This is a genomic window from Bifidobacterium anseris, assembly GCF_002860345.1.
In the GTDB taxonomy this organism is placed as follows: domain Bacteria; phylum Actinomycetota; class Actinomycetes; order Actinomycetales; family Bifidobacteriaceae; genus Bifidobacterium; species Bifidobacterium anseris.
In genome coordinates this window covers 551,369-577,864 of sequence record NZ_NMYC01000001.1, presented here as the reverse complement: position 1 = coordinate 577,864, position 26,496 = coordinate 551,369, and the positions used below count along the sequence as shown (strand labels likewise).

24 protein-coding genes and 1 tRNA gene are annotated in these 26,496 nt (G+C 67.0%); 20 read left to right on the top strand and 5 right to left on the bottom strand.

Annotated features, from left to right (window positions below):
* Nucleotides 1–10 precede the first annotated feature (10 nt).
* The 6 genes from sufB (at nucleotide 11) to CGZ88_RS02450 (ending at nucleotide 6,104) form a co-directional block, all read left to right on the top strand.
* Nucleotides 11–1,492: a Fe-S cluster assembly protein SufB gene (sufB, locus tag CGZ88_RS02475; protein WP_231371453.1), complete on the top strand. Its 1,482-nt coding sequence runs from the start codon at nucleotides 11–13 to the stop codon at nucleotides 1,490–1,492.
* Between the two features lie 3 nt (nucleotides 1,493–1,495).
* On the top strand, nucleotides 1,496–2,722 hold the full coding sequence (sufD, locus tag CGZ88_RS02470; RefSeq protein WP_026645399.1) for a Fe-S cluster assembly protein SufD: 1,227 nt from the start codon (nucleotides 1,496–1,498) through the stop codon (nucleotides 2,720–2,722).
* A complete protein-coding gene (sufC, locus tag CGZ88_RS02465; RefSeq protein WP_024541386.1) occupies nucleotides 2,722–3,501 on the top strand; it encodes a Fe-S cluster assembly ATPase SufC in 780 nt (259 codons plus the stop codon). Before sufD ends, sufC begins: the two co-directional genes overlap by 1 nt.
* Before the next feature lie 19 nt (nucleotides 3,502–3,520).
* Nucleotides 3,521–4,792, top strand: a complete 1,272-nt coding sequence (locus CGZ88_RS02460; RefSeq protein WP_026645398.1) for a SufS family cysteine desulfurase — start codon at nucleotides 3,521–3,523, stop codon at nucleotides 4,790–4,792.
* A 99-nt stretch (nucleotides 4,793–4,891) separates the two neighbouring features.
* Nucleotides 4,892–5,437 (top strand): Fe-S cluster assembly sulfur transfer protein SufU, encoded by a 546-nt coding sequence (sufU, locus tag CGZ88_RS02455; RefSeq protein WP_026645397.1) that lies wholly within the window; start codon nucleotides 4,892–4,894, stop codon nucleotides 5,435–5,437.
* An 85-nt stretch (nucleotides 5,438–5,522) separates the two neighbouring features.
* Nucleotides 5,523–6,104 (top strand): metal-sulfur cluster assembly factor, encoded by a 582-nt coding sequence (locus CGZ88_RS02450; protein ID WP_423734396.1) that lies wholly within the window; start codon nucleotides 5,523–5,525, stop codon nucleotides 6,102–6,104.
* A gap of 59 nt (nucleotides 6,105–6,163) precedes the next feature.
* Here CGZ88_RS02450 and CGZ88_RS02445 read toward each other — a convergent pair whose 3' ends face one another.
* Both CGZ88_RS02445 and CGZ88_RS02440 read right to left on the bottom strand, forming a co-directional pair.
* Nucleotides 6,164–7,039: a TrmH family RNA methyltransferase gene (locus CGZ88_RS02445; protein WP_026645395.1), complete on the bottom strand. Its 876-nt coding sequence runs from the start codon at nucleotides 7,037–7,039 to the stop codon at nucleotides 6,164–6,166.
* A 110-nt stretch (nucleotides 7,040–7,149) separates the two neighbouring features.
* Nucleotides 7,150–7,236, bottom strand: a tRNA-Leu gene (locus CGZ88_RS02440).
* 120 nt (nucleotides 7,237–7,356) lie between these two features.
* Here CGZ88_RS02440 and CGZ88_RS02435 point away from each other — a divergent pair.
* The 6 genes from CGZ88_RS02435 (at nucleotide 7,357) to era (ending at nucleotide 12,839) form a co-directional block, all read left to right on the top strand.
* The gene (locus CGZ88_RS02435; protein ID WP_026645394.1) at nucleotides 7,357–8,163 is read left to right on the top strand and encodes a 16S rRNA (uracil(1498)-N(3))-methyltransferase; all 807 of its coding nucleotides are present in this window, start codon (nucleotides 7,357–7,359) and stop codon (nucleotides 8,161–8,163) included.
* A 113-nt stretch (nucleotides 8,164–8,276) separates the two neighbouring features.
* Nucleotides 8,277–8,612, top strand: a complete 336-nt coding sequence (locus tag CGZ88_RS02430) for a histidine triad nucleotide-binding protein (protein WP_026645393.1) — start codon at nucleotides 8,277–8,279, stop codon at nucleotides 8,610–8,612.
* A gap of 151 nt (nucleotides 8,613–8,763) precedes the next feature.
* Entirely contained in the window at nucleotides 8,764–9,870 is a 1,107-nt protein-coding gene (locus CGZ88_RS02425; RefSeq protein WP_101670990.1) for a PhoH family protein, read from the top strand.
* The gene (gene ybeY / locus CGZ88_RS02420; protein ID WP_101670989.1) at nucleotides 9,867–10,412 is read left to right on the top strand and encodes an rRNA maturation RNase YbeY; all 546 of its coding nucleotides are present in this window, start codon (nucleotides 9,867–9,869) and stop codon (nucleotides 10,410–10,412) included. The genes CGZ88_RS02425 and ybeY overlap by 4 nt, the downstream gene beginning before the upstream one ends.
* Before the next feature lie 29 nt (nucleotides 10,413–10,441).
* Entirely contained in the window at nucleotides 10,442–11,860 is a 1,419-nt protein-coding gene (locus tag CGZ88_RS02415) for a hemolysin family protein (RefSeq protein WP_101670988.1), read from the top strand.
* On the top strand, nucleotides 11,853–12,839 hold the full coding sequence (gene era, locus CGZ88_RS02410) for a GTPase Era (RefSeq protein WP_165778685.1): 987 nt from the start codon (nucleotides 11,853–11,855) through the stop codon (nucleotides 12,837–12,839). The genes CGZ88_RS02415 and era overlap by 8 nt, the downstream gene beginning before the upstream one ends.
* A 146-nt stretch (nucleotides 12,840–12,985) precedes the next feature.
* On the opposite strand, the gene CGZ88_RS02405 is transcribed toward era, so the two are convergent.
* On the bottom strand, nucleotides 12,986–15,037 hold the full coding sequence (locus CGZ88_RS02405) for an AMP-dependent synthetase/ligase (RefSeq protein ID WP_101670986.1): 2,052 nt from the start codon (nucleotides 15,035–15,037) through the stop codon (nucleotides 12,986–12,988).
* Nucleotides 15,038–15,309: 272 nt separating this feature from the next.
* Between CGZ88_RS02405 and CGZ88_RS02400 the strand changes: the two genes are divergently transcribed.
* The 3 genes from CGZ88_RS02400 to CGZ88_RS02390 are packed head-to-tail and all read left to right on the top strand — an operon-like array spanning nucleotide 15,310 to nucleotide 18,207.
* Complete coding sequence (locus CGZ88_RS02400) at nucleotides 15,310–16,455, top strand: NAD(P) transhydrogenase subunit alpha (RefSeq protein WP_026645387.1); 1,146 nt, start codon at nucleotides 15,310–15,312, stop codon at nucleotides 16,453–16,455.
* Nucleotides 16,456–16,468: 13 nt separating this feature from the next.
* Complete coding sequence (locus CGZ88_RS02395) at nucleotides 16,469–16,777, top strand: NAD(P) transhydrogenase subunit alpha part 2 (protein WP_026645386.1); 309 nt, start codon at nucleotides 16,469–16,471, stop codon at nucleotides 16,775–16,777.
* Nucleotides 16,777–18,207: an NAD(P)(+) transhydrogenase (Re/Si-specific) subunit beta gene (locus CGZ88_RS02390; protein ID WP_423734405.1), complete on the top strand. Its 1,431-nt coding sequence runs from the start codon at nucleotides 16,777–16,779 to the stop codon at nucleotides 18,205–18,207. Before CGZ88_RS02395 ends, CGZ88_RS02390 begins: the two co-directional genes overlap by 1 nt.
* Nucleotides 18,208–18,328: 121 nt before the next feature.
* On the opposite strand, the gene CGZ88_RS02385 is transcribed toward CGZ88_RS02390, so the two are convergent.
* Nucleotides 18,329–19,465, bottom strand: coding sequence for an alpha/beta hydrolase (locus CGZ88_RS02385; RefSeq protein WP_051198668.1), 1,137 nt, complete (start codon nucleotides 19,463–19,465; stop codon nucleotides 18,329–18,331).
* Between the two features lie 276 nt (nucleotides 19,466–19,741).
* Here CGZ88_RS02385 and CGZ88_RS02380 point away from each other — a divergent pair, with 276 nt between their 5' ends.
* From CGZ88_RS02380 to CGZ88_RS02370, 3 genes are all read left to right on the top strand, one after another.
* Nucleotides 19,742–20,362 carry a 50S ribosomal protein L25/general stress protein Ctc gene (locus tag CGZ88_RS02380; protein ID WP_026645384.1) on the top strand — a complete coding sequence of 207 codons (621 nt, stop codon included), beginning with the start codon at nucleotides 19,742–19,744 and terminating at the stop codon, nucleotides 20,360–20,362.
* A gap of 224 nt (nucleotides 20,363–20,586) precedes the next feature.
* Nucleotides 20,587–21,714, top strand: a complete 1,128-nt coding sequence (locus CGZ88_RS02375) for a branched-chain amino acid aminotransferase (protein ID WP_026645383.1) — start codon at nucleotides 20,587–20,589, stop codon at nucleotides 21,712–21,714.
* A 192-nt stretch (nucleotides 21,715–21,906) separates the two neighbouring features.
* On the top strand, nucleotides 21,907–22,761 hold the full coding sequence (locus tag CGZ88_RS02370; protein WP_101670985.1) for a trimeric intracellular cation channel family protein: 855 nt from the start codon (nucleotides 21,907–21,909) through the stop codon (nucleotides 22,759–22,761).
* Between the two features lie 120 nt (nucleotides 22,762–22,881).
* Here the strand turns inward: CGZ88_RS02370 and rpsT are convergent, their stop codons facing one another.
* The gene (gene rpsT / locus CGZ88_RS02365; protein ID WP_026645382.1) at nucleotides 22,882–23,142 is read right to left on the bottom strand and encodes a 30S ribosomal protein S20; all 261 of its coding nucleotides are present in this window, start codon (nucleotides 23,140–23,142) and stop codon (nucleotides 22,882–22,884) included.
* Between the two features lie 115 nt (nucleotides 23,143–23,257).
* Here rpsT and lepA point away from each other — a divergent pair, with 115 nt between their 5' ends.
* Together lepA and hemW are read left to right on the top strand one after the other, a co-directional pair.
* Nucleotides 23,258–25,171, top strand: coding sequence for a translation elongation factor 4 (lepA, locus tag CGZ88_RS02360; RefSeq protein WP_423734395.1), 1,914 nt, complete (start codon nucleotides 23,258–23,260; stop codon nucleotides 25,169–25,171).
* 8 nt (nucleotides 25,172–25,179) lie between these two features.
* On the top strand, nucleotides 25,180–26,382 hold the full coding sequence (gene hemW, locus CGZ88_RS02355; RefSeq protein WP_026645380.1) for a radical SAM family heme chaperone HemW: 1,203 nt from the start codon (nucleotides 25,180–25,182) through the stop codon (nucleotides 26,380–26,382).
* Nucleotides 26,383–26,496: the final 114 nt, after the last annotated feature.

Here is a 26,496-nt window from a genome sequence, read left to right as displayed (position 1 = left end):
AGACGATCAGATGCCCAACGCAGCGTCCGACGTGGAGATGAATCAGTATCTGGCTGATCGCGGCCGCGTCAACGAGGACAAGATAAGACAGGATGACGAGATCATCGGTCAGTTCGGCGAATACTCGTACGGCTGGCACGATTCCGACGCGGCCGGCGAGGCGGCGAGGAAGGGCATCGACGAGCACGTCGTGCGCGAGATCTCGGCCGACAAGCACGAACCCGAATGGATGCTCGACATGCGCCTGCGCGGCTACCGGGCGTTCGTCGAACAGCCGATGCCCAAGTGGGGCGTCGACCTGTCCGGCTTCCACGCGCAGGATTTCAAATACTACGTCAAGCCCGTCGGCAAGCAGGCGGCCCGCTGGGAGGACCTGCCCGACGACATTCGCGAGACCTACGACCGTCTCGGCATCCCCGAGGCCGAGAAGAGCCGTCTCGTCTCCGGCGTCGCCGCGCAGTACGAGTCCGAGGTCATCTACAACTCTATTCAGGAGGATCTGGCCAAGCAGGGCGTCATCTTCGTGGACACCGACACCGCGGTGCGTGAATACCCCGATCTGGTCAGGAAGTACTTCGGCACCGTCGTGCCGCCGGAGGACAACAAGTTCGGCGCGCTCAACACGGCCGCATGGTCCGGAGGCTCGTTCGTCTACGTGCCCAAGGGCGTGCACGTCGACATCCCGCTGCAGGCCTACTTCCGCATCAACACGCCGAACATGGGCCAGTTCGAGCGCACGCTCATCATCGCCGACGAAGGCTCCTACGTGCACTACGTCGAGGGCTGCACGGCGCCGATCTACTCGACCGACTCGCTGCACGCGGCCATCGTCGAGATCATCGTCGAGAAGAACGCGCGCGTGCGCTACACGACGGTGCAGAACTGGTCGAACAACGTCTACAACCTCGTCACGCAGCGCGCCTACGTGCGCGAGGGCGCGACGATGGAATGGGTCGACGGCAACATCGGCTCGAAGGCGACGATGAAGTACCCGGCGTGCATCCTCGCCGAGCCGTACGCGAACGCCTCGACGATGTCGCTCGGCTTCGCCGGCGCCGGGCAGTATCAGGACACCGGCGCGAAGATGATCCATCTGGCGCCGCACACGAGCTCGACGATCGTCGCGAAGTCGATCTCGCGCGGCGGCGGACGCTCCGCCTACCGCGGACTGGTGAAGATCGTCGACGGCGCCGAGGGCGCCAGCTCGAACGTCGTGTGCGACGCACTGCTCGTCGACGACTTCTCGCGCTCCGACACGTACCCGCATGTGGACGTGCGCGAGGACGACGTCTCGATGGCGCACGAGGCGACCGTCTCGAAGGTCTCCGAGGACCAGCTCTTCTATCTGATGAGCCGCGGCATCGAGGAGAAGGAGGCGATGGCGATGATCGTGCGCGGCTTCGTCGAGCCGATCAGCCGCGAGCTGCCGATGGAATACGCGCTCGAACTCAACAGACTCGTCGAACTGCAGATGGAAGGATCGGTGGGCTGACCGATGGCAGACAACGCGGAAATCAACATCCCGGTCGCGGATCCCGATGATCCGTACGCGGTGCCGGCGGCGATGCCGTCGAGCGCCGACACGAGCCCGCGCTCCTTCGACGTGGCCGACTTCGCCACGCCGACGCGCAAGCAGGACGACTGGCGCTTCACTCCGGTCGAACGCATCCCCGAGTTCTTCGAACCCTTCGAGCCGAGCGGCGCCACGCGCATCTCGGTGGGTTACATCGACGGCTCGCCGCTGGACGACGACGACGTGGACGTGCGCGAGGTCGCGATCGGCGAGGCGCCGTGCGGCACCGTCGGCAAGCCGTCCGACCGCGCCGCGGCCGTCGAATGGAACAGCGCGAGGAGGGCATGGGTCGTCGAACTCAAGCGCGAGCCGGCGCATCCGGTGCTCGTGCAGGTGCACGGCGAGGGGCTCGACCCCGACGCGCTGCACCTCGTCATCGTCGCGCGCGACCAGGTGCACGGCGACGTCGTCGTTGAACACGACGGCGACGCGCGGCTGGCCGAAGGCGTCGAGATCGTCACCGGACGCGACGCGCACATCGGCACGACCTTCATCCAGGAGTGGTCCGCCGACTCGAAGCATGTGGCGAACCACCGCATCCGGCTGGGCGCCGAATCGTCGCTGCGCCACTCGGTCGTCACGCTCGGCGGCGCCTTCGTGCGCATCCGCATGGACCAGGAGTTCGGCGGCGAACACGGTGACCTCAACATGCTCGGCATCTACTTCGTCGACCCCGGCGAACACATCGAGCATCGCACGATGGTCGTGCACAACCATCCCGAATGCCGTTCGCGCGTCGTCTACAAGGGCGCGCTCAGCGGCAAGGGCGCGCATTCGACATGGGTCGGCAACGCGCTCATCGAACCGACGGCGCCGGGTACCGACTCCTACGAGCTCAACCGCAACCTCGTGCTCACGCCGGGCGCGATCGCCGACTCCGAGCCGAACCTCGAGATCGAGAACGGCAACATCATCGGCGCCGGCCACGCGAGCTCCGTGGGCCGCTTCGATGACGAGGAGCTGTTCTACCTGCGCTCGCGCGGCATCCCGGAACGTCAGGCGCGCAAGCTTGTCGTGCGCGGCTTCTTCGGCGAACTCGTCGAGGAGATCGGCATCGACGAACTCGCGGCCCATCTGATGGACGCGATCGACCGCCGTCTGGCGCGCGGTGAAGACGAAGACACGCAACACGCATTGGAGGAGAAGTAATGTCCACGCTCGAAATCAAGGACCTGTACGCATCGGTCGAGACGAAGGAGGGCCGCAAGCAGATCCTGCGCGGCGTCAACCTGACCGTCAACTCCGGCGAGACGCACGCGATCATGGGACCCAACGGCTCGGGCAAGTCGACGCTCGCGTACACGCTCGCCGGCCACCCCAAGTACGAGGTCGACTCCGGGCAGGTGCTGCTCGACGGCGAGGACATCCTGACGATGACCCCCGACGAGCGAGCCAAGGCCGGCCTGTTCCTTGCGATGCAGTACCCGGTCGAGGTGCCGGGCGTGTCGATGACGAACTTCCTGCGCACCGCGAAGACCGAGATCGACGGCAAGGCGCCGGCGATCCGCACGTGGACGAAGGAGCTCACCGAGGCGATGAAGCGCCTGAAGATGGATCCGAAGTTCGCGACGCGTTCGGTCAACGAAGGCTTCTCCGGCGGTGAGAAGAAGCGCGCCGAGGTGCTCCAGCTCGAACTGCTCAAGCCGAAGTTCGCGATCCTCGACGAGACCGACTCGGGCCTCGACGTCGACGCGCTGCGTATCGTCTCCGAAGGAGTCAACCGCGCCAAGGCGGCCGACGACTTCGGCATCCTGATGGTGACGCACTACACGCGCATCCTCAAGTACATCAAGCCTGACATCGTCCACGTCTTCGCCGACGGCCACTTCGTCAAGACCGGCGGCCCCGAGCTCGCCGACGAACTCGAGGAGCGCGGCTACGACGAGTACCTGCCCGAAGGCTCCGACTCCGAGTCGGCGCTCGCCTGAGCGGGGGAGCGGAACGCGGATGAAGGACATCGAGACGATACGCGCGCAGTTCCCGATCCTCAACCAGCGGATCAACGGGCATCCGCTCGTCTACCTCGACAGCGGCGCGACGGCGCAGAAGCCGCAGAGCGTCATCGACGCCGAATCGCGGTTCTACGAGACGATCAACGCCGGCGTGCATCGCGGCGCGCACACGCTCGCGGCACGCTCGACCGTCGCCTTCGAGCAGGCGCGCGTTCAGGTCGCGCGTCTTGTCGGCGCCTCGAGCGAAGAGGGAGGCGAGGAGCTCGTCGTGACGATGGGCGCGACCGACGCGCTCAACATGCTCGCCACGGCGATCGGCAACGCCTCGCTCGGCCGCGGTGGCACCGAGGCGGAACGCTTCGTCCTCAAGCCCGGTGACGAGATCGTCGTCTCGCGCGCCGAGCACCATTCGGTGCTGCTGCCGTTCCAGGAGCTCGCCGCGCGCACCGGCGCGACGCTCAAATGGCTCGAGGTCGACGAGGACGGCCGTGTCATGGCCGACCTCGCGCCCGAGACGATCGGCGAACGCACACGCATCGTCGCGGTCACGCACATCGGCAACGTCACCGGCGCGATCACCGACATCGCGCCGATCGTGCGCCGCGCGCACGAGGTCGGCGCGCTCTTCGTCCTCGACGCCTGCCAGTCGGTGCCGCACATCCCCGTCGACTTCCACGCGCTCGACGTCGACTTCGCCGCGTTCAGTGCGCACAAGATGTACGGGCCGACCGGCGTCGGCTTCCTGTACGGCAGGCGCGAACTGCTCGAGGCGCTGCCGCCGGCGCGCTTCGGCGGCTCGATGGTCGAGCTCGCCTACATGGACCGTCCGGCGCTGTATATGGCGCCCCCGGCGCGCTTCGAGGCCGGCACGCAGCCGGTCGCGCAGGTCGTCGCCGCCGGAGTGGCCGCCCAATGGATGATGGACGTCGGCATGGAGAACATCGCCGCGCACGAACGGCTGATCACCGACGAACTGCTCAAGCTCGGGCAGGTCGACGGCGTGCGCATCCTGGGACCCGAGACGAACAAGGATCGCATCGGCACCGTCGCCTTCGAGGTCGACGGCGTGCACCCGCACGACGTGGGGCAGTACCTCGACGCCTCCGGCATCGCGATCCGCGTCGGCCACCACTGCGCGCAACCGATCCACCGGCATTTCGGCGTCTTCGCGTCGAACCGCGCGTCGGCGGGTGTCTACAACACCCCCGACGAGGCACGCGCGCTCATCGAGGCGGTCAAGGGCGTCAGGCCGTTCTTCCTGCGCTGAACGCAGCGGTAGGAAGGCCGGAAAAGGAATAATGCGGCCCGCGAACTGTTGGCCCGATAGGGCGGACGGATTGACGGGCCGCACGGAAAGGAAGGCACGATGGCCGACAACGGCACCGACGAACTCGAACAGATGTATCAGGAGGTCATCCTCGATGCCTCTCGTCACCCGCACGGCAAGGGCGCGCTTCCGCAGACGGACGCGGCGGCGACCGACGGCGAGGCGACGGTCACGGCGAGGCACGAGGCGTGCTCGACGGCGCGTTCGCACCAGTTCAACCCGACGTGCGGCGACGAGGTCACCGTCCACGTGGAGGTGGGTCGCGACGAGCCGCACCGCATCGAGGACATCGTCTGGGACGGGCAGGGATGTTCGATCTCGCAGGCGAGCCTGTCGATCATGGTCGACCTCGTGCGCGGACGCACCGTCGACGAGGCGATGCACCTGTTTGACGAGTTCCATGCGCTGATGTCCTCGCGCGGCGCGGGGCTCGACGACGAGGAGGCGATGGACGAGCTCGGCGACGCGACCGTGTTCCAGGGCGTCTCGAAGTATCCGATGCGCATCAAATGCGCGCTGCTCGGCTGGGAAGGCCTCAAGGACTCGGTTGCCAAGGCGCTCGCCGCGCAGCGCAAGGCGTCCTGAGCGGGCGGTCGCACGGGACGACATGGACGGTTTTGCAACCGTTTGCAGATGCTTGACTTTGTAGGTGTTTGTTAGGAAGGACAAGATGATGAGCGACAATCTGGTGCCCGGACCGCAGGCGACGATCCTCGACGCGGTCAGCGGCGTCGTCGGAGACGAGGCGCAGGCGCAGGCGATCATCGCCAACCCGTCGCTGGCGAAGGACGTGAATCGGAACGCCGACGAGACACGCACGGACGCGGCGCACGGGGAGGGCGGCTGCTGCGGCGGCCATGACGGCGCAGGCTGCCGTTGCGGTACCGACGACGGCATCACGCTCAAGGGCGTCGACGAGATCGGACGCGCAACGGCGCAGGACGTCATGGAGGCGCTCCATCAGGTCATCGACCCGGAGCTCGGCATCGACGTCATCGACCTCGGCCTCGTCTACGGCATCGAGATCGACGAACTCGGCCGCGCGATCATCACGATGACGCTGACGACGCCGGCGTGCCCGCTGACCGACCTCATCGAGGACGAATGCGCGAGCACGCTCGCCGGCCTCGTCGAGGAGTTCCGCATCGACTGGACGTGGACGCCGCGCTGGACCGTCGACAAGATCACGCCCGAGGGCCGCGAACAGCTCGCCGCGCTCGGCTTCAACCTCGACGCGATGCCGCGGTACTGACGCCGCCGCATTGGGGGCGGACGGACGCTCCTCAGCGACGCCGTCCCACCCATCTCACGCTATGCACGGCGCGCATCGCGCGTCGCGTAGAAGGCGACGGCGCTCGATGCGGCCACGTTGAGCGAATCGACGTCATGGCTCATCGGGATCTTGACGGTGAGGTCGGCGTTGGCGATCGTATGCTTCGATAGGCCGTCGCCTTCGGTGCCGAAGATCAGCGCGAGGCGGTCGATGCGCGTGTCGGCGGCGGCGTCGGGCCGCAGGCGTTCGACGAGGTCGTCGAGCGAGATCGAATCGTCGCTCAGCGCCATCGCCGCCGTCGTGAAGCCCAGATCATGCAGCTGCGCGAGGCCCTTCCACGGCCAGAAGTGCACATCGCCGCCGCCGATGCGCGTCCACGGCACCTGGAAGACGGTGCCCATCGAGACGCGCACGGCGCGCCGGTACAGCGGGTCGGCACACGACGGCGTCACGAGGACGGCGTCGACATCGAGCGCCGCGGCCGAACGCATGATTGCGCCGACGTTTGTGTGGTCGACGATGTTCTCGAGGACGGCGACGCGCGTCGCGCCGGCGCATACATCCTCGACACTCGGCAGAGGCCAGCGGCGCATCGCCGCGAGCGCGCCGCGGTGCAGCCGGTAGCCGGTGAGCCTCCTGAGCTGTTCGGGGGAGGCGACGTAGACGGGCACATCCTCGCCCCACCGCGCGTCGATCGTCGCGAAGGTGTCCGCCATGCCGTCGATCCACGGCTCCTCGACGAGCAGCGACAGCGGTTCGCGGCCGGCGGCGAGCGCCCGCGTGATGACCTTTGGCGATTCGGCGATGAAGACGCCTTTGGCAGGTTCGAGACGGTTGCGTAGCTGCAGCTCCGTCAGATTCGTGTACGCATCGACGCGTGGATCGTCGACGGAGTCAAGATGGATGAACCGCAAGCTGGACCTCCCGGCTGGCCGCCGCGTCCGCGGGGGAGCGGGGCCGATGATGGATGTATGGATAAACGAAAAGACCGGCGATTCTCGAAGAGAACCACCGGTCTTGGTCGTGTCCGGAGCGGGACTTGAACCCGCACGCCTGTATAAATAGGCACTAGCACCTCAAGCTAGCGCGTCTACCATTCCGCCACCCGGACCCGGGTCGCTGTGCTGATCACTGTGCTGTGTTCTCAGCGGCAACAGTTGAATACTATAGGGTAGATGCGCGACGTGCGCAACTTCGGCGTGTCGCGCATCGTTCGAGTAGCCTAGGGGCTATGACAATCCCTTTGTTTCTCGTAGATTCCGGCCACGACGACGCCCCGATGGCGTCCGAGCAGATCGAGTCCGGCCGCATCGGCTGGATCATGACGCTCCCGGAGGGCGTGCGCAGGCATGCGTTCGGTTCGATGCGCCTTGCCGCGGGCGATGAACTGCAGATCTCCGACGGCCATGGGCTGCGCATCAACGCGACCGTCGTCGACGAGCGCTCCGGTGACGTATGCGTGGAGTCATTCGTCAAGGAGGAGCCGCCGCTCGTCCGGCTCGCGCTCGTTCAGGCCCTCGCCAAGAACGGGCACGACGAGCAGGCCATCGACGTGAGCACGCAGATCGGCGTCGACGACGTCTACCCGTGGCAGTCGGAACGCGCGATCGCACGATGGAAGGACGGGCGCACCGACCGCAAATGGCGCGCCACGCTCGCCGCGGCCACCGAGCAGTCGCGCCGCGCCATGATGCCCGACCTGCACGACTGCCTGAGCGGCAAGCAGCTCATCGCGTTGTGCAGGCGTGCATGCGTGCGCGGCAGCCTCGTCGTCGTGCTCCATCAGGACGCCACGCTGGGATGGGACGAGGTGGAGGCGCGCGTGCGCGGCGTGCTGGAGCGCAGCCTCGGCGACGGCGCGGCGCGCAGCATCTACGTCGTCGTGGGTCCCGAGGGCGGCATCTCCGGCGCCGAGGTCGACGCGCTCAAGGACGCCGGCGCCGAGGTCTGCGTGCTCGGGCGCAACATCCTGCGCGCCTCGACGGCGGGTCCGGTCGCGCTCAGCCTGCTGTCGCGCGAGCTGGGACGCTTCAGCTGACGGCGGCGCGGAATAGGAGGCGCGGCCGCGCTGTTTATCCCGGTGCAGCAATACGATGGGATGCGCCCGCCGCCAACGGCGGACGTGTATCCCGTATCGACGAGAGGAAGACGATGACCGACCCGGACTGCCTGTTCTGCAAGATCGTGAACTGCGACATCCCCAGCGAGAAGGTGTACGAGGACGCGAGCGTCTACGCGTTCCGCGACATCAATCCCAAGGCGAAGGTGCACGTGCTCGTTGTGCCGCGCGAACACTACCGCAACGTCGACGAGCTTGCGCGCGCCGATGCGCAGCTGCTCGCGCACATCGTCGAGGTGGCGCAGCGCATCGCCGATCAGGAGTACGACGGCTCGTACCGTCTGATCTTCAACACCGGCGAAAGCGCCGGGCAGACCGTCTTCCATGTGCACGCGCACGTGCTCACCGGCGAGCCGCTCGACGAGTAGGCCGCCGGCGCTCCGCGCGTTGCATGCATGCGGCTGCCGCGTCAGGGAGCGGAATCAGTGTTGTTGACGACGGACGCGCATGCCGCGCGCCGTCGGAAATGTTTGTTTTTGAACGACCGGCGCGCAGGAAGCGCCGTCAGAGAGAGGTGTGGTGGCGACTACAACACGAACGGTGATCGTGCCGGAACAGCTCGACCCGGTGCGCGTCTTCGGACCCTGCGACGAGGTCATCCGTGAACTCGAGCGCGCCTTCGACGAGATCACGATCCACATCCGGGGCGACCGGGTGACGATCCGCTCGACGTCGAAGGCGGGGGAATCCCAGGCCGCCGAGGCCGAGGACCTGCTCCACCTGATTATCGACGCCGCCTACGGGCATCCGATGGACGCGCCGACGCTGCGGCGCATGCTCGACCAGCGCGTGCTGTCCAACGACGTGCGCGACGAGGCGCCCGGACACGGCGCGCAGACCGACGAGATCCGCCGGATCCGCGCAAACAGGCGCGCCGCGGCGCGTGAGACGCGCGCCGAATACCGCAAGCCCAGCATGCCCGGGACGATCGCCTGGGCCAACGGCGTGCCGGTGCGTCCGAAGACGGCCGGACAGGTCGCCTACGTCAACGACATCGAGGCGAACACGATCACCTTCGGCATCGGCCCGGCGGGCACCGGCAAGACCTACCTCGCCGTCGCGAAGGCCGTGAGCGCCTTCGAGGACGGCCGCGTGCGCCGCATCATCCTGACGCGCCCGGCCGTCGAGGCCGGCGAGAACCTCGGTTTCCTTCCCGGCACGCTCAACGAGAAGGTCGACCCCTATCTGCGTCCGCTCTACGACGCATTGTCCGACATGCTCGGCCCCGAACGCATGCACCGGCTCATCGAGGAGGGCGCGATCGAGGTCGCGCCGCTCGCCTACATGCGCGGCCGCACGCTCAACGACGCCTTCGTCATTCTCGACGAGGCGCAGAACACGACGGCGCAGCAGATGAAGATGTTCCTCACGAGGCTCGGCTTCAACACGACGATGGTCGTCACCGGCGACATCACCCAAGTCGACCTGGCGGCTCCGCGCTCGGGGCTCGTCTCGATCGAACGCGTCCTCAAGGGCATCAACGGCATCGCATTCGCGCATCTGGGCGCCGGCGACGTCGTGCGTCACGAGCTCGTCGGCAGGATCGTCGCCGCCTACGAACGCTACGACGAGGCGCATGCGGCGAAGGGAACGGACCGCGACGGCACAAGGAAGGACGCGCGATGAGCGTTGAAGTGAACAACGAAACCGACTGGATCATCGACCCGAAGGTCTTCGCCGACCTCGGCGTATGGGTCATGGACCAGATGCGTGTGAGCACGCAGTCGGATCTGGCGATTCTGTTCGTCGATCCCGAGCCGATCGCCGAACTGCACGAACGCTGGATGAACCTGCAGGGGCCGACCGACGTCATGAGCTTCCCGATGGACGAGCTGCGCCCCGGCGACGACGGCGCTCCGAGCGAAGGCTGCCTCGGTGACATCGTCATCTGCCCATGGGTCGCCGCCCAGCAGGCCGCCTCAGCCGGACACAGCACGATGGAGGAGATGCTGCTGCTGACGATCCACGGCATCCTGCACCTGCTTGGCTACGACCACGCCACGCCCGAGCAGGAACGCCAGATGTTCGGGCTGCAGCGCCAGCTGCTGCTCACGTTCTTCGCGCTCAGGCCGGACACGTCGTGGATCGCGCTCGTGCCGGACGACGCGCCGGACGCGCTCGCGATCTACGAGCGCCGCCACGGCACCGACCGCCAGCTCGGCCACTGAGACCGCGGCATTTTCAGAAGGATCGACCGATGTCCGAAGAACTCACGATCGTGCTCATCGTCGCGCTGTGCGTGGCGGCCGCGCTGCTCGCATGGCTCTCGATGATGCTCGCCGCGCTCGAAAGCGCGATCTCGCGCGTCACGCGCGCCAATCTCAACAACCTGATGATCGAGGTGCAGTCGGACGGCGAACTGTCCGACTTCATACGCCACAAGAAGATCAAGCGCCTGCAGGCGGCGCAGCGCATCGTCATGTACCGCTACGCCGCTTCGAACTCGTGCGCGTTCTTCCGCATCTGCGGCAACGTGCTCACCGGCGTGCTCGTCGCATGCATCGCCGCGACGCTCGGCTATGCGATGTGGGTGCAGCTCGTCGCAGGCCTCGTCGTCGCGCTCGTCATCGCCTGCGTCACCGTACTCATGCGGCCGCGCACCGTCGGCAGCTCGAAGCCGCTGTCCGTCCTCATCGCGCACTCGCCGCTCGCCGCCGCCTGCGTCAGGCTCACGCCGTTCATCCGCAGCCGCCGCGGTGACGCGCAGGGCGAACGCAGCTCCGACGCGATCTACGACGACGAGGAGCTCGAGAAGATCCACCACGAGCAGGGCAAGGCCGCGCTTGACCGCCTCATCGAAAGCAACCGCTTCGACCCCGAGGTCTCCGACATGCTGCGCAACGTGCTCATGCTCTCCGACACGCTCACGCGCGAGATCATGGTGCCGCGCACCGACATGATCACAATCGAGCGCGACGGCACGCTGCAGGACTTCTTGTGCCTGTGCTCGCGTTCCGGCTTCTCGCGCGTGCCGGTCATCGGCGCCGACATCGACGACCTGCTCGGCATGGCCTACCTCAAGGACGCCGTGCGTGCGACGGCCTTCAATCCGGCGGCGGGAGCACGCGACGTCGAATCGATCATGCGCAAGCCGATGTACGTGCCCGAGTCGAAGCCGGTCGACGACCTCTTCCACGAGATGCAGCGCACGCGCAACCATGTGGCCGTCGTCGTCGACGAATACGGCGGCATCGCCGGCATGGTCACGATCGAGGACGCGATCGAGCAGATCGTCGGCGAACTCGACGACGAGCACGATCGCACGCAGCACGCCGAACCCAAGAAGATCGGCGATCGCACGTGGAGCATGCCGGCGCGCACGCCGATCACCGAACTCGAGGAGATCTTCGAGATCGACCTCGACGAGGACGATGTCGACACCGTCTACGGCCTGCTCACCAAACTGCTCGGGCGCGTGCCGATCGTCGGCGCGAGCGCGACGACGCACGGGCTGCGCCTGACGGCCGTCGACTCGGCCGGCCGACGCAAGAAGGTCTCGACGATCGTCGTCGAACCGGCTTCCGTCGAGGGCGGCGACGACACTGGCAATACGACTCAGCAACAAGGCGATGACGCATCGCAGGATGGCAAGGAACAGGGGCACGACGATGACTGAGCAGCAGCACGCAACGCACGACGACACGGCGCAGGACAAGCCGTACCGCTCCGGATTCGTGGCCGTCGTCGGACGGCCGAACGTCGGCAAATCGACGCTGATCAACGCGCTCATCGGCACCCGCATCGCGATCGCCTCGTCCCGGCCCGAGACGACGCGCAAGGCGATCCGCGGCGTGCTCACACTCGACGGCGCGCAGATGGTGCTCGTCGACACGCCGGGCATCCACCGTCCGCGCACATTGCTCGGCCAGCGGCTCAACGACGTCGTCGACGAATCGCTCGCCGACAGCGACGAGATCGCGTTCCTGCTGCCGGCGGACCAGGAGATCGGCCCCGGCGACCGGCGCATCCTCAGCCGTCTGCGCTCGCAGTTCGCGACGAAGTCGGACACCGGCAAATTCGTCTGGAAGGTGCCGCTGATCGCGATCGTCACGAAGATCGACGAGCTCGACCGCGCGCAGCTCATCGATAAGCTCATCGAGATCGACGGCTTCGCCGACTTCAGTGACATCGTGCCGGTCAGCGCCCTCAAGGACGACAACCTCGCCGAGGTCACGAAGGTGCTCGTTGAGCATCTGCCCGAAGGCCCGCAAATGTATCCGGCCGAGCAGATCACCGAGGAGAGCCCGCAGGACGAGATCGCCGAGCTCATCCGCGGCGCGTTCCTCGAGGAGCTGCACGACGAGCTGCCGCATTCGCTCGCCGTCGTCGTCGACGCGATCGAGCCGCCGCAGGACAACGAGACCGGCGAAGGCTATGCCGGCAAGACGCGCGTGCTCGTCTCGATCTACGTCGAACGCGATTCGCAGAAGCCGATCATCATCGGTCACAAGGCCGAGCATCTCGTGCGCGTCAAGAAGCGGTTGCGCACCGCCGTCAACAGGATCGTCGGCGGCAAGGCGGTCCTCGACATGCACGTCAAGGTCGCGAAGAACTGGCAGTCGGATCCCAAGAAGCTCGACCGCCTCGGATTCTGAATCCGGATATCCGAACATGCCGGCCGCACACGCCGGCCGCGCGGTGCCGCCGGCGAAGACGAAGGACGCAAGGAGACGAACGACGAAAAGGACCCCCGGGAAGTGATTCCCGGGGGTCCTTTTCGTCGTTCGTCGTCAGTGCGGCGTCACTGCATCTTCTCGGCGGGGTTGCGCTTCGTGTACATCTGCGTGTTGAGTAGATCGGTGTAGCGCTTGATGACCTTGGGACGGATGACCTTCATCGATGCGGTCATCAGACCGTTCTCCTGTGAGAACTCCTCTGGCAGGATGATGAACTTGCGCACCGACTCGGCGCGCGAGACGCCCTCGTTGGCCTGGTCGACCCACTTCTGCACCTCGGCACGCACGGCCGGGTTGGCGGCCGCGTCCTGCATCGTCATGTCCGCGTCGAGGCCCTTCGACGACAGCCACGCGCGCAGCGACTCGGGGTCGAGCGTGACAAGCGCCGAGATGAACGGGCGCTTGTCTCCGAGCACGAGCACCTGCGAGACGATCGGGCAGCGCTGGATGACCTCCTCCATCGGGCCGGGGGAGACGTTCTTGCCGCCAGCCGTGATGATGAGGTCCTTCTTGCGGCCGATGATGTACAGGAAGCCGTCGTCGTCGAGGCGGCCAAGGTCGCCGGTCGCATACCAGCCGTCGTCGGTGAAGGAGACCTCGGTCTGCTCCTCGTTCTTGTGGTAGCGCGGGAAGACGGCGGTGCCCTTGACCTGGATCTCGCTGCCGTCGCCGATGCGCAACTCGAAGCCGGGGAACGGGATGCCGACCGAGCCCTGATGGTAGGGCACGCCGATCGGGTTGAACGCGCACGGCGCCGTCGTCTCGGTCAGGCCATAACCCTCGTAGACGGGCACGCCGGCGCCGCGGAAGAAGGCCATGAGCTCGGGGTCGAGCGGCGCGCCGCCGGTGACGATCCACTTCGCGCAGCCGCCGAGCACGTCGCGGATCTGCGCGTAGACGAGCGGGTCGAAGGCGTTGCGGCGCATCGTGGCGAAACGGCTCGCCCGGCCGCGTTCGCTCAGCTCCTGCATGTACTTCTGCGCGGCGACGACCGAGGCGGCGAAGACGCGGCCCTTGGGGCCGTTGCCCGCCTTCTGCGAGGCCGCGTTGTAGACCTTCTCGAGCACGCGCGGCACGACAATCATGATGTGCGGGCGGGCGACCTTGAGGTCGCCGGTGAGCGTCTTGATGCCGTTGGCGATGTAGATGTGGATGTTGCTCGCCACGCAGATGTAGTTGATCGCGCGCGCGAAGGAATGCGCCTGCGGCAGGAACAGCAGCACGCGGTGCTTCTTGTTGTGCAGCAGCTCGGGCATGTAGTCGGGCAGGTTCGTGGCCGTCGCGCAGTAGTGCGCATGCGTCATCTCGACGCCCTTGGGCGCCGACGTGGAGCCGGAGGTGTAGACGATCGAGCACAGGTCGTGCAGCCCGACCGTGGCGATGCGCTCGTCGAGCTGACGGTCGCTCACCTGCTTGCCGTAGGCCTTGAGCTCGTCGATTGCACCGTTCTCGAGGCACATGACGTTCTTGAGCGTCGGGCAGTCGCGCTTGGCGAGTTCCGTCTTCTTGAGCATGTCCTTCGTCTCGACGACGAGGAGCGTGGCGTCGGAGTTGTCGACGATGTTGCGGATCTGCTCGGCGGAGTCGGTGTCGTAGACGGTCGCGAGCACGCCGCCGACGGCGAGCACGGCGGCGTCAAAGACGTCCCACTCGTAGGACGTGTGGCACATGAACGCGCAGCCGTTGCCCTTCTTGAAGCCCATGTGGATCAGGCCCTTGGCGACCGCGCGGATGTCGGCGAGCGTCTCGTTCGCCGTCTTCGACATCCATTCGCCGTCGCGCTTGAAGGTGTAGAGCGGCTCGTCGCCCATGCGTGCGGCGCGGTCCTCGTAGATGCGGTAGACGTTGAAGTTGTCCGGCAGCGGGCCGTTGCCCTCGGTGCTCGCCGTGATGAAGCCGGAGTCGGCGTCGATGAAGGTCGTCGTCGGGCGGTCGGGACCCCAGAAGTCGACGTGCGGGAGATTCTCGTAGTCGTGGTGCTGCGGCTGGCTTTCCGGGTCGACGTAGTCGGGCGTGTCGCCGTCGTCGCTGATCGGGTGCGAGAAGTCGCCTCCCAGGTGCAGCGCCCGCTGCGTGAGATCGGACGCGCGGTCCTTGACGGACTTGAAGATGGACATGGATTTGCTCCTTACCCGCAAAATACACTATTCCCTTGCAGTGTAGCCGTTTCGGGGGGACACGTCACCCTACGCTTGCGTAGCCACGCGGGCACGCGCGACCGGCTGCGCATACGCGTGGGCGACGCCGACGCGACCGAGTGCGCGCAGGGCGAAAAAGCCATGACCGGCCGAAAGATGGACGGATGGGAACAGGGGCACGGGGATTGGCTACACTGTAACGCTGTATGTTCACCATCCCGCGACGGGCGGGATGCATAGAAAGGGTTCACATGGCCGAACAACCAGAAGGAACCGTGACCTTCGGTGTCTTCAACGAGACATCGGAGCACGAGTCCCGCGTCGCGCTGACGCCGGACATCGTCACGCGGTTGCGCAAGTCAGGCGTCGCATGCCTGATCGAATCAGGGGCCGGCGAGGCTTCCGACTACACGGACGAGGACTACACGAAGGCCGGCGCGCAGGTCGTCGACGCCGCCGAGATCCTCGAGAACGCGGACGCCCTCGGCTTCGTCGAGCGTCCCGATGACCGGATGATCGCCCGCATCAAGCCGGGCACGTGGGTCATCGGCATGCTCGGATCGTTCACCGACGCCGACTACATCGAGGCGCTCGACAGGCGCGGCGTCACCGCCGTCGCGATCGAACGACTGCCGCGCCAGCTGAGCGCCGCGCAGTCGATGGACGAGATGACCTCGCAGAACTCCGTCATGGGTTACAAGGCCGCCCTCGTCGCGGCGAACGCCTATGGCTCCTTCCTGCCAATGATGACGACGGCGGCCGGCACGATCCGCCCGGCGAAGGTCCTCATCCTCGGCGCCGGCATCGCCGGCCTGCAGGCGATCGGCACCGCCAAGCGCCTCGGCGCCGTCGTCACCGCCTACGACGTGCGTCCCGCCTCGCGTGGCGAGGTCGAATCGCTCGGCGCGAAGTTCCTCGAGCTCGGCCTCGACTTCTCGAAGGGCCAGGGCGAGGGCGGCTATGCGCGCGCGCTGACCGCCGAGGAACAGGCGCAGCAGCAGGCCGCCGTCGACGAGAAGGCCGCCGGCTTCGACATCATCATCACGACCGCGAAGGTCCCGGGACGCAAGCCTCCGGTCCTGCTGACCGCGCGCGGCGTCGACGGCCTGCACCGCGGCGCCGTCGTCGTCGACTGCGCAGCGAGCGAACTCGGCGGTAACGTCGAGGGCTCTACGGTCGGCACGCACACCACCGACGGCGGTGTGACGATCATCGGCGCGCCGTATCTGGCGAGCGAGGTCAGCACGACCGCGTCGAACCTGCTGAGCCGCAACGTCGCCGACATCCTCGTGCACTTCATCAAGGGCGGCGCGCTCGTCGTCGACCCGTCCGACGAGATCGACCAGGCCATGGTCGTCGCCGGCAACAAGCCGTCGACCGAAACGAAGGGAGAATGACATGCAGGTCATCATGCCTAATCTTGTGATCGCGCTCACGCTGTTCGTCCTCGCGCTGCTCATCGGCATCGAGGTCATCGGCAAGGTGCCGGCGACGCTGCACACGCCGCTGATGTCCGGCGCCAACTCGATCCACGGCATCGTCATCGTCGGCGTCGTCATCGTCGCTGCGCACGCCACGAGCACGCTGTCCTACGTCTTCATCTTCCTGGCGGCCGTGCTCGGCACGATGAACGTCGTCGGCGGCTACGTGGTCACCGACCGTATGCTCGAGATGTTCAAGTCCGACAAGTCCGACGCGAAGAAGGGGGACAACAAGTGATCTACGACAACTGGATTCCCGCATCCACCGTCGACATCGTCGCCTGGTGCGTCTACGTGCTCGCCGCCGTGCTCTTCGTGATGGGCCTGCACTACATGAACTCGCCGAAAACGGCGCGCAAGGGCAACTTCGTGTCCGCGGTCGGCATGGTCATCGCCGTCGTGATGGCCTTCGTCAAGCTGTTCATCGACGGTGGCTTCTCGAAGATCGCGCTCATCCTGCTCGTCGCAGGCATCGTCATCGGCGCCGTCGCCGGCGTCATCTCGGCGAAGAAGGTCAAGATGACCGACATGCCGCAGCTCGTCTCGGTGTTCAACACCGTCGGCGGCGGCGCGGCCGCGCTCGTCGCGCTCAATGACATCCTCGCCGGCGAGGGCAGCCCGAGCCTCGTCGTGCTCATCACCGCCGGCCTCGGCGTCATGATCGGCTCGGTCACCTTCACCGGCTCGCTCGTCGCCGCCGGCAAGCTGCAGGGCATCAAGTGGGTCAAGAAGCTGAGCCTGCCCGGCAAGAGCGCGTGGAACATCCTGTTCATCGTGCTCACCGTCGCCGCCTTCGTCATGCTGTGCGTGCAGCCCGAGCACCGCGTGCTGTGGTCGATCCTGACGACGGTGTTCGCGCTGTGCTACGGCCTCGTATTCGTCATCCCGATCGGCGGCGCCGACATGCCGGTCGTCATCTCCGTGCTCAACGCCTGCACCGGCACCGCCGTCGCGATGTCCGGTCTGGCGATCGACAACGTCGCGCTCATCGTGGCCGGCGCGCTCGTCGGCGCGGCGGGTGTGACGCTGTCGGTGCTCATGTCCAAGGCGATGAACCGTCCGCTCATGTCCGTCCTCGCCGGCGGCTTCGGCGGCGCGAACGCCGCGGGCGGCGCCGCCGAGGGTCCGGAGGGCACGATGAAGGAGACCTCCGCCGACGATCTGGCCGTCCAGCTCGTCTACGCGGACAAGGTCATCTTCGTGCCCGGCTTCGGTCTGGCGCAGGCGCAGGCGCAGCGCGAGCTCGCCGACCTCGGCGAGCTGCTCAAGGAGCACGGCGTCGAGGTCGAGTACGCGATCCACCCGGTCGCGGGCCGTATGCCCGGCCACATGAACGTGCTGCTCGCCGAGGCCAACGTGCCCTACGAGGAGCTCGTCGACCTCGACGACATCAACCCGCAGTTCCCGAGCGCGAACGTCTCGCTCGTCGTCGGCGCGAACGACGTGACGAACCCGGCCGCCCGCAAGCCGGGCACGCCGGTCTCCGGCATGCCGATCCTCGACGTTGACAAGTCGCAGAACGTCGTCGTCATGAAGCGCGGCCGCGGCAAGGGCTACGCCGGCATCGAGAACGAGCTGTACTTCGAGGACAACACGCAGATGCTCTTCGGCGACGCGAAGGCGAGCCTGCAGGCCGTCATCGCAGCCGTCAAGGAGCTGCTCGCCTGATAGACCGAACGACATCGGTACGTATGGCGAAGGAGGCCGGCCCCCACGGGGGCCGGCCTCCTTGTTATGTGTCGTTATGTGCAGGATGATGCCGCTGTGTGCGACGATGCCGTCCGCGGCGTCAGGCGGCGGTGTTGGTGTTGACGGCGGTCTTGACGGTGGTTTTGGTGGTGCCGTCGGCGGCGTCGGCGAAGGCGGGGATGCGCCGCAGGAACGCGTCGACCGTCGACCAGTAGAGCGCGGGGTCGGCCGCGAGCGAGGCGACGTGGCCGGCGTCGGGCACGACGAGCAGCTCGCAGTCGTTGCTCGCGCACGCCTCATAGAGCCGGCGCGCGCTCGACGGGTCAACGATCGTGTCGGCGCCGCCCTGAATGAACAGCGTCGGCAGCGTCAGACGCCGCACGGCGTCGAGCACATCCGCGTCGGCGAGCGAGGCGTCGGCCACGCGACCGAGCAGCAGGTTCGCGACGCCGACCGACAGGCGCGCGAGCGCGCGCGGCACATGCAGCGCGTCAGCCATGCTGCCCGTCAGCTGCGTCGAGGCGCAGACGAAGGCGCTGTCGGCGACGATGGCCTTGACGTTCGGCGCGTGGCACGGGTCGGCGCCGGCAAGCAGCACGCTTGCGCCGCCCATCGAGTTGCCGTGCAACAGAATGCGCGCCTGCGGGTCACGCGAGATGATGAGGTTGACCCACTGCTTGAGGTCCCTGCGTTCGAGCGCGCCCATCGTCACATAGCGTCCCTCGCTGCGTTCGTGCGCGCGCAGGGCAGGCGTGAGGACGGTGAATCCCATCGCCGCGTAGTGCTGCGCCCACGGCGCCATCTCCTCGGGACCGCCGGTGTAGCCGTGCACGCAGACCGCGTAGCAGTGGGGCAGCGGTCGCGCCGTGTCCGGGTCGAAGCGCCAGCTGTGCAGCCGCAGCCGGTCGTAGCTGCGGATGACGACGCTCTGGCGCGTCATCTCGAACCAGCGTTGCGTCTGTTCGGGAACGGGGATGTTCGTCGCGCCGTGGTCGTCGAAATGGTTGCCGCTGCGTCGCACGAAGATCGAATGCGGGCAGTCGGCGTCGAGCGCGACGCGCAGCAGTGCGACGCCGGCGCCGGCCACGGCCGTGGCGGCGACGAGCGCCCCGCCCGCCGCGACGCCGGCGGCGATGCGGGCGGTGCGCGACGGCGTCGACGATGACAATGACGACGGCTGCGAAGACGGATGCGGCTGCGACGATGATGGTGACAATGACGGCGATGACGATGACATGACCGGCGGTTCCTCGATTCCTCGGACGATATGCGACGTGTCCGATCGGCTGCTGCACATTGTACATGCCGGCGTACGGCCCGGACCGGCGCGTGCACGGGCCACGCGCAAGGGGAACACGGCACGCGTTGTCCACGGCCGCTCCTAACCTTGAAACGTTGCTTTGGCGAGGGAAGGCGTGCGCGCCTTCCGTTATCGACTCGGCACGGAGACACTCCTGCGCGTGCGTCTTCGGCTCGTTGATGCGCCGAAGACGGAGCATAAAGGAGAATCATCATGGCAAACACCACCATCGTCCTCGAAGGCGAACTGCGCACCGAGTTCGGCAAGGGCCCGTCGCGCCGCATGCGCGCCGCGCACCAGATCCCGGCGACGATCTACGCCGGCGGCGACCAGCCGGTCTACGTCAAGCTCCCGATGAAGGAGACGACGCTCGCGCTGCGCCACACGAACGCCCTGATCACCGTCAAGTACGGCGAGGACAGCAAGCTTGCGGTCGTCAAGGACGTCCAGCGCAACCCGGTCAAGCGCATCGTCGAGCACATCGACTTCTACGAGGTCAAGGCCGGCGAGAAGATCGATGTCGAGGTGCCGGTCTTCGTCGAGGGCACGCCGAAGGGCGCCGCCGTCGCGTTCGTCGACATCCAGGAGCTCAAGGTTCGCGCCGACGTCAGCAACCTGCCGGAGCGCATCATCGTGACCGTCGACGGCCTTGCCGACGGCGACAAGGTCTTCCTCAAGGATCTCGCGCTGCCCGAGGGCGTCGAGCTCGACATGGAGGACCTCGACGAGTCCGTCGTCACCGTCGAGGTGCCGCAGGATGCCCCGCTGACCGAGGTCACCGAGGAGCAGGAGGAGAACGTCCCGGCCATCGACGAGTCGAACCCGGCCGCCTGATCCCTCCCTCCCGGCGCGTCGTCGCCGTGGAAACCGTCGCGATGCCCGTCCCGCAAGCCCGGGGCGGGCATCGCCGTATCCGGCGCGTGGAAGGCCAGAATGTGAACGCGCGAAACGCATTGGACATGGGGTTGTGCAAAAGTGAAGCATGTCGGCGCCAAAAGCGCTCAAGGACAACCACTACGATTTCGATTTTCAACGACACCCCCCAAAGAAGCATCAACATGACCAATGAATCCCATCACGATCCCGCGTACATCGATTCCCTCGCCGAACGGTTCACCGTCCTGCCGAACCCCGATCCGGCCTCGGACGCCAAGCGCGAGGAGCTCATCGACAAGCCGGCCTTCGGACAGGTCTTCTCGGACAGCATGGCCCACATGACGTGGACGAAGGGCGAAGGCTGGTCCGACCGCCGCATCGAGCCGTATGCGCCGCTCAAGCTCGACCCGGGCGCCTCGGTGCTGCATTACGCGCAGGAGGTCTTCGAAGGCCTCAAGGCGTACCGCCACGCCGACGGCTCCACTTGGCTGTTCCGTCCGGACGCGAACGCCGAGCGTCTGCAGAACTCGGCCAAGCGCCTGTACCTGCCGGAGGTCTCGATCGAGGACTTCCTCGGCTCGTGCGCCGCGCTCGTCGAGAAGGACGCCAAGTGGGTCCCGGCGCGCCGTGAGTACACGCTTTACCTGCGCCCGTTCATCTTCGCCTCCGAGGCCTTCCTCGGCGTGCGCGCCCCGGAAGAGGTCGAGTACTGCGTCATCGCCTCGCCGTCCGGCCCGTACTTCGCCGGTGGCGTCAAGCCGGTGAGCATCTGGGTCGAGGACAAGTGGTTCCGCACCGGCCCCGGCGGCACCGGCTTCGCCAAGTGCGGCGGCAACTACGCTGCCTCGCTGCTCGGCGAATACCGTGGCATCGCCGAAGGCTGCGAGCAGGTGTGCTTCGTCGACGCGGCCACGAAGACCTATCTCGAGGAGCTCGGTGGCATGAACATGATGGTCGTCCACAAGGACGGCCACGTCGAGACGCCGAGCCTGACCGGCAACATCCTGCCGGGCGTCACGCGCCGCTCGATCATCCAGCTGCTCGAGGACGACGGCCATGACGTCGTCGAGACGATGATCGTGCTCGACCAGCTGCTCGACGAGATTCGCTCCGGCGAGGTCACCGAGGTCTTCGCCTGCGGCACCGCCGCGATCGTCACGCCGATCGGCCGCTTCAAGTCCGAGAAGTTCGACGTCACCGTCGGCGACGGCCAGCCGGGCGAACTGACGATGGCGATCCGCAACCAACTGCTCGGCATCCAGCTCGGCGAGATCGCCGATCCGCACAACTGGATGTGGAAGGTGTGCTGAGCGCCCCCGTTGAATCGTAGTGACGGGGCGGCCATCATCGCGATGGGCGCCCCGTTTCGCATACATGCTCGATATGCGCCGCTGCGCCGAACGCGTAGCCGTCCGCGCACACGCGGATGAGGGGAGGCACGCGGCCGTACAATGGGGAAGGCCGCGGCTCGACGCGGCCGACGTGTACGGAAAGGGGAGGCGATGGAGGTCGTGCTGCAGAGCACGCCGTTCTTCCGCGGCGTCGAATACCTCGCCATCTTCTGCTGCGGCATGGCCGGAGGCCTCGCCGCGATCCGCAAGGGCTACGACGTCCTCGCGATCATCATCACCGCATGGCTCACGGCGCTCGGCGGCGGCATCATCCGCGACGTGCTGCTCGGCGCCGTGCCTCCCGTGGGCATCTCCGACCGCGTCTCGGTGCTCACGGCGCTGCTCGCCGGATGCACGGTCGCGATCATCCATCCGGAGGTCGACCGGCTCAAATGGTCGATGCTGACGATCGACGCGCTCGCGCTCGGCCTGTTCGCCGTCAACGGCGCGAGCAAGGGCCTGCTGTACAACACGAGCGGCATGACTGCCGTGTTCCTCGGCACGTTCACGGCGATGGGCGGCGGCATGATCCGCGACATCCTGCTCAACGAGGTGCCGATGGTCATCCGCGACCGCCACTGGTACATCGTGCCCGCCCTCATCGGCAGCGCGCTGACGGTGCCGGTGTGGCGCTGGCGGGCGCGCGGCATGATCTGCGAACGCGTCGCGATGGCGCTCGACGTGGCGATCGTCGTCATCGTCGTGCTGCTGCGTCTGGGATCGGTGCGCTTCAACTGGCAGCTGCCGACGGCCGTGCCGCGCGCGAAGGCGCATCTGCCGCGCGTGCTGCTCGAACGGCGCATCCACCATCGCACCGCATCGGTGGAATCCCCGGACACGCACGGCACACGACCTGCCGGGGAGGGCGGCGCCGGCTCGACGGGAGCTGATGCGGCGCAAACGGCCTCGGCGGAAACGGACGTGCCGTCGCATGACGCGTCGCACAACGCGTCACATGGGGCCTGACGGCACGGCATACGTCCGCGACATTGGAACGACCTTGGGAACCGGAACAACCTTGTGAACTTGACGAAGGGGCCCGGATGGATCACCCCATCCGGGCCCCTTCGTCAAGCGTGAATCGGATCACATCGCGTTGATCCGCAGCGCCAGACCGGACTTGCGGTTCGCGGCCTGGTTCTTGTGGATGACGCCCTTGCTGGCCGCCTGATCGAGCTTGCGGCCGGCGATCTGGAAGGCGGCCTCGGCGGCGGCCTTGTCACCGGAGGCGATGGCCTCGCGCGTGTGACGGATCGCGGTCTTGATCGCGGACTTGACCGCGACGTTGCGCTTGTGCGCCTTCTCGTTGGTGAGGACGCGCTTCTTCTGCGACTTGATGTTTGCCACTGTGTATTCTCCAAACAACGGTTTCTATAAGGACATACGGATATGAAGCATACCATGCACCGCGGATAAAGTCGCGGGCGGCGCGTGGGGGCGTTTGCCGTGCGTTGCCGCTAGAATGGTCGCGAATATCGTACAACAGGAGGGCGGCTTGAGCCAGCATCACAATCAGCCCGGTTTCACCGATCAGTCGGCGATCCGCAATTTCTGCATCATCGCGCACATCGACCACGGCAAGTCGACGGTCGCCGACCGCATCCTTCAGCTCAGCGGCATCGTCCCCGAGCGCGAGATGCGCGACCGGTTCCTCGACCGCATGGACATTGAGCAGGAACGCGGCATCACGATCAAGTCGCAGGCCGTGCGCGTGCCGTGGATCTACGACGGCCAGGAGTACACGCTCGGCATGATCGACACCCCGGGCCACGTCGACTTCACCTACGAGGTCTCCCGCGCGCTCGCCGCATGCGAGGGCGCCGTGCTGCTCGTCGACGCCACGCAGGGCATCGAGGCGCAGACGCTGTCCAACCTGTACATGGCGATCGACCACGACCTGACGATCATCCCGGTGCTCAACAAGATCGACCTGCCGAGCGCCGAACCGGACAAGCACGCCGAGGAGATCGCCGGCCTCATCGGCTGCGACCCGTCCGACGTGCTACGCGTGTCCGGCAAGACCGGCGAAGGCGTCGCCGAACTGCTCGACCGCATCGTCGTCGACGTGCCGGCACCCTCGGGGAACCCGGACGGCGACGCCCGCGCGCTCATCTTCGACTCCGTCTACGACTCCTACCGAGGCATCGTCACCTACATCCGCATGGTCGACGGTGAGCTGCGCTCGCGCGAGAAGCTGCACATGATGGGGGTGGGCACGACCTACGACCCGATCGAGATCGGCGTCATCAGCCCGGACATGATGCCGACGCGCGCGCTCGGCGCCGGCGAGGTCGGCTACGTCATCACCGGCGCGAAGGACGTGAGCCAGTCGAAGGTCGGCGACACGATCACGTCGGCCGCGCATCCGGCGGCCGAGGCGCTGCCCGGCTACCGCGACCCGCAGCCGATGGTGTACGCGGGCCTGTTCCCGATCGACAACGCGCAGTTCCCGGAGCTGCGCGAGGCGCTCGACAAGCTCAAGCTCAACGACGCCGCGCTCGTCTACGAGCCGGAGACCTCGGTCGCGCTCGGCTTCGGCTTCCGCTGCGGGTTCCTCGGCCTGCTGCACATGGAGATCGTCTCCGAGCGCCTCAGCCGCGAATTCGGCCTCGACCTGATCTCGACGGCGCCGAACGTGCCGTACGAGGTGACGAGCGAGGACGGCACCGTGCACCGCGTCACCAATCCGAGCGAGTTCCCCGAAGGCAAGATCAAGAAGATCGTCGAGCCGGTCGTGGCCGCCGACATCATCACGCCCAAGGAGTTCATCGGCGCCGTCATGGAGCTGTGCCAGGACCACCGCGGTGTCATGGGCACGATGGAGTACATCTCCGCCGACCGCGTCGAGATGCACTACCGCATCCCGCTCGCCGAGATCGTCTTCGACTTCTTCGACCAGCTCAAAAGCCGCACGAAGGGCTACGCGTCGCTCGACTACCACGAAGACGGCGAGCAGGCGGCCGACCTCGTCAAGGTCGACATCCTCATCCAGGGTGAGAAGGTGGACGCGTTCTCAGCGATCGTGCACCGCGACAAGGCGTACAGCTATGGCGTGATGATGACGAAGAAGCTGCGCGAGCTCATCCCGCGCCAGCAGTTCGAGATCCCGATCCAGGCCGCGATCGGCTCGCGCATCATCGCGCGCGAGACGATCCGCGCGCTGCGCAAGGACGTGCTCGCCAAGTGCTACGGCGGCGACATCACCCGCAAGCGCAAGCTGCTCGAGAAGCAGAAGGCCGGCAAGAAGCGCATGAAGATGCTCGGCCACGTCGAGGTGCCGCAGGAGGCCTTCGTCGCCGCGCTGGCGACCGGCGAGACCGGCAACGACCGCGACACGAAGGACAAGATCCGCGCCGCCCAGAAGACCGAAGGCTAGACGGGCGCATGACCTACGAGATCTACGTGCATGTGCCGTTTTGTCTGCGTCGCTGCGGCTACTGCGATTTCAACACCTACACGGCACCCGACATGGGGCTGGGCGCCTCGCGCGGCGACTACGCGTCGACGGTGATCGCCGAGCTGCGCCTGCTGCGCCGCTGGCAGCTCGAGCACGGCATCGACGAGCCGGCCGCCTCGAGCGTCTTCTTCGGCGGTGGCACGCCGACCGTCCTGCCACCGCGCGACCTGATCGCCGTCCTCGACGCGATCGCCGGGCTGTGGGGGATCGAGGACGGCGCCGAGATCACGACCGAGGCGAACCCGGACACCGTCGGCGCCGCCGCGATCGGCGCGCTCGCCGCCGGCGGCTTCACGCGCATCTCCTTCGGCATGCAGTCGGCGGTGCCGCACGTGCTGCGCACGCTCGACCGCACGCACACGCCGCGCAACGTCGTCGACGGCGTGCGCGCGGCGCGCGAGGCCGGGCTCGAGGCGAGCGTCGACCTCATCTACGGCGCGCCCGGCGAAAGCCTCGACGACTGGCGCATGAGCGTCGAGACCGCGCTCGCGCTCGGTGTCGACCACCTGTCCGCCTACGCGCTCACCGTCGAGCCGCGCACAAAGATGGGCCGGCGCATCGCCGCCGGCGAACTGCCCGCGCCGGACGATGACGACGAGGCCGCCAAATACGAGATCATCGACGACATGTGCACGGCCGCGGGCCTCGAATGGTACGAGATCTCCAACTGGGCCCGTCCCGGTCACGAGAGCCGCCACAACCTCGGCTATTGGAGGAACGTCGACTGGGCCGGCGTCGGCCCCGGCGCGCACAGCCACTACACGCTGGCCGCCGACAGCGTCGATGGCGACGGCGAGGACGCCGCGCGCTCGCTGCGCGCATGGGACGTGCTCCATCCGCTCGCATGGGCGCAGCGCATCCGCGCGGGCGAGCTGCCGTGGAGCGGCAGCGAGCGGATCGACGCCGCCGAGGACGTCGAGGAGCGCGTCATGCTCGGCATGCGCCTGCGCGAGGGGCTCGACCTGTCCGAAATCGAACGCATCAGCGGACGCGACGCCGCCGCCGTCGTCGACGAGCTGCTGCACGAAGGACTCGTGAGGGCCGCGGACGACGGGCGCATCGTGGCGACGCGGCGCGGACGCCTGCTCAACGACGCCGTCATCGAACGGCTCTTCGACGCGCTGCTGTAGCCACGCCGTCTCACTATGTGACTTTTTCCGCCGCGCCCGCCGCGCTCGTCATACTTCCGAAATATTGCGCCCAATAGAATGCAAAAGGCCGATTGCCCGGCCGTGCCGCCATGC

What these genes read in the sequence shown, in the direction of transcription:
- sufB (WP_231371453.1), top strand. Translation starts at nt 11, where the DNA reads ATGCCCAACGCAGCGTCCGACGTGGAGATGAATCAGTATCTGGCTGAT.
- sufD (WP_026645399.1), top strand. Translation starts at nt 1,496, where the DNA reads ATGGCAGACAACGCGGAAATCAACATCCCGGTCGCGGATCCCGATGAT.
- sufC (WP_024541386.1), top strand. Translation starts at nt 2,722, where the DNA reads ATGTCCACGCTCGAAATCAAGGACCTGTACGCATCGGTCGAGACGAAG.
- CGZ88_RS02460 (WP_026645398.1), top strand. Translation starts at nt 3,521, where the DNA reads ATGAAGGACATCGAGACGATACGCGCGCAGTTCCCGATCCTCAACCAG.
- sufU (WP_026645397.1), top strand. Translation starts at nt 4,892, where the DNA reads ATGGCCGACAACGGCACCGACGAACTCGAACAGATGTATCAGGAGGTC.
- CGZ88_RS02450 (WP_423734396.1), top strand. Translation starts at nt 5,523, where the DNA reads ATGATGAGCGACAATCTGGTGCCCGGACCGCAGGCGACGATCCTCGAC.
- CGZ88_RS02435 (WP_026645394.1), top strand. Translation starts at nt 7,357, where the DNA reads ATGACAATCCCTTTGTTTCTCGTAGATTCCGGCCACGACGACGCCCCG.
- CGZ88_RS02430 (WP_026645393.1), top strand. Translation starts at nt 8,277, where the DNA reads ATGACCGACCCGGACTGCCTGTTCTGCAAGATCGTGAACTGCGACATC.
- ybeY (WP_101670989.1), top strand. Translation starts at nt 9,867, where the DNA reads ATGAGCGTTGAAGTGAACAACGAAACCGACTGGATCATCGACCCGAAG.
- CGZ88_RS02415 (WP_101670988.1), top strand. Translation starts at nt 10,442, where the DNA reads ATGTCCGAAGAACTCACGATCGTGCTCATCGTCGCGCTGTGCGTGGCG.
- era (WP_165778685.1), top strand. Translation starts at nt 11,853, where the DNA reads ATGACTGAGCAGCAGCACGCAACGCACGACGACACGGCGCAGGACAAG.
- CGZ88_RS02405 (WP_101670986.1), bottom strand. Translation starts at nt 15,037, where the DNA reads ATGTCCATCTTCAAGTCCGTCAAGGACCGCGCGTCCGATCTCACGCAG.
- CGZ88_RS02400 (WP_026645387.1), top strand. Translation starts at nt 15,310, where the DNA reads ATGGCCGAACAACCAGAAGGAACCGTGACCTTCGGTGTCTTCAACGAG.
- CGZ88_RS02395 (WP_026645386.1), top strand. Translation starts at nt 16,469, where the DNA reads ATGCCTAATCTTGTGATCGCGCTCACGCTGTTCGTCCTCGCGCTGCTC.
- CGZ88_RS02385 (WP_051198668.1), bottom strand. Translation starts at nt 19,465, where the DNA reads ATGTCATCGTCATCGCCGTCATTGTCACCATCATCGTCGCAGCCGCAT.
- CGZ88_RS02380 (WP_026645384.1), top strand. Translation starts at nt 19,742, where the DNA reads ATGGCAAACACCACCATCGTCCTCGAAGGCGAACTGCGCACCGAGTTC.
- CGZ88_RS02375 (WP_026645383.1), top strand. Translation starts at nt 20,587, where the DNA reads ATGACCAATGAATCCCATCACGATCCCGCGTACATCGATTCCCTCGCC.
- CGZ88_RS02370 (WP_101670985.1), top strand. Translation starts at nt 21,907, where the DNA reads ATGGAGGTCGTGCTGCAGAGCACGCCGTTCTTCCGCGGCGTCGAATAC.
- lepA (WP_423734395.1), top strand. Translation starts at nt 23,258, where the DNA reads ATGGTCGCGAATATCGTACAACAGGAGGGCGGCTTGAGCCAGCATCAC.
- hemW (WP_026645380.1), top strand. Translation starts at nt 25,180, where the DNA reads ATGACCTACGAGATCTACGTGCATGTGCCGTTTTGTCTGCGTCGCTGC.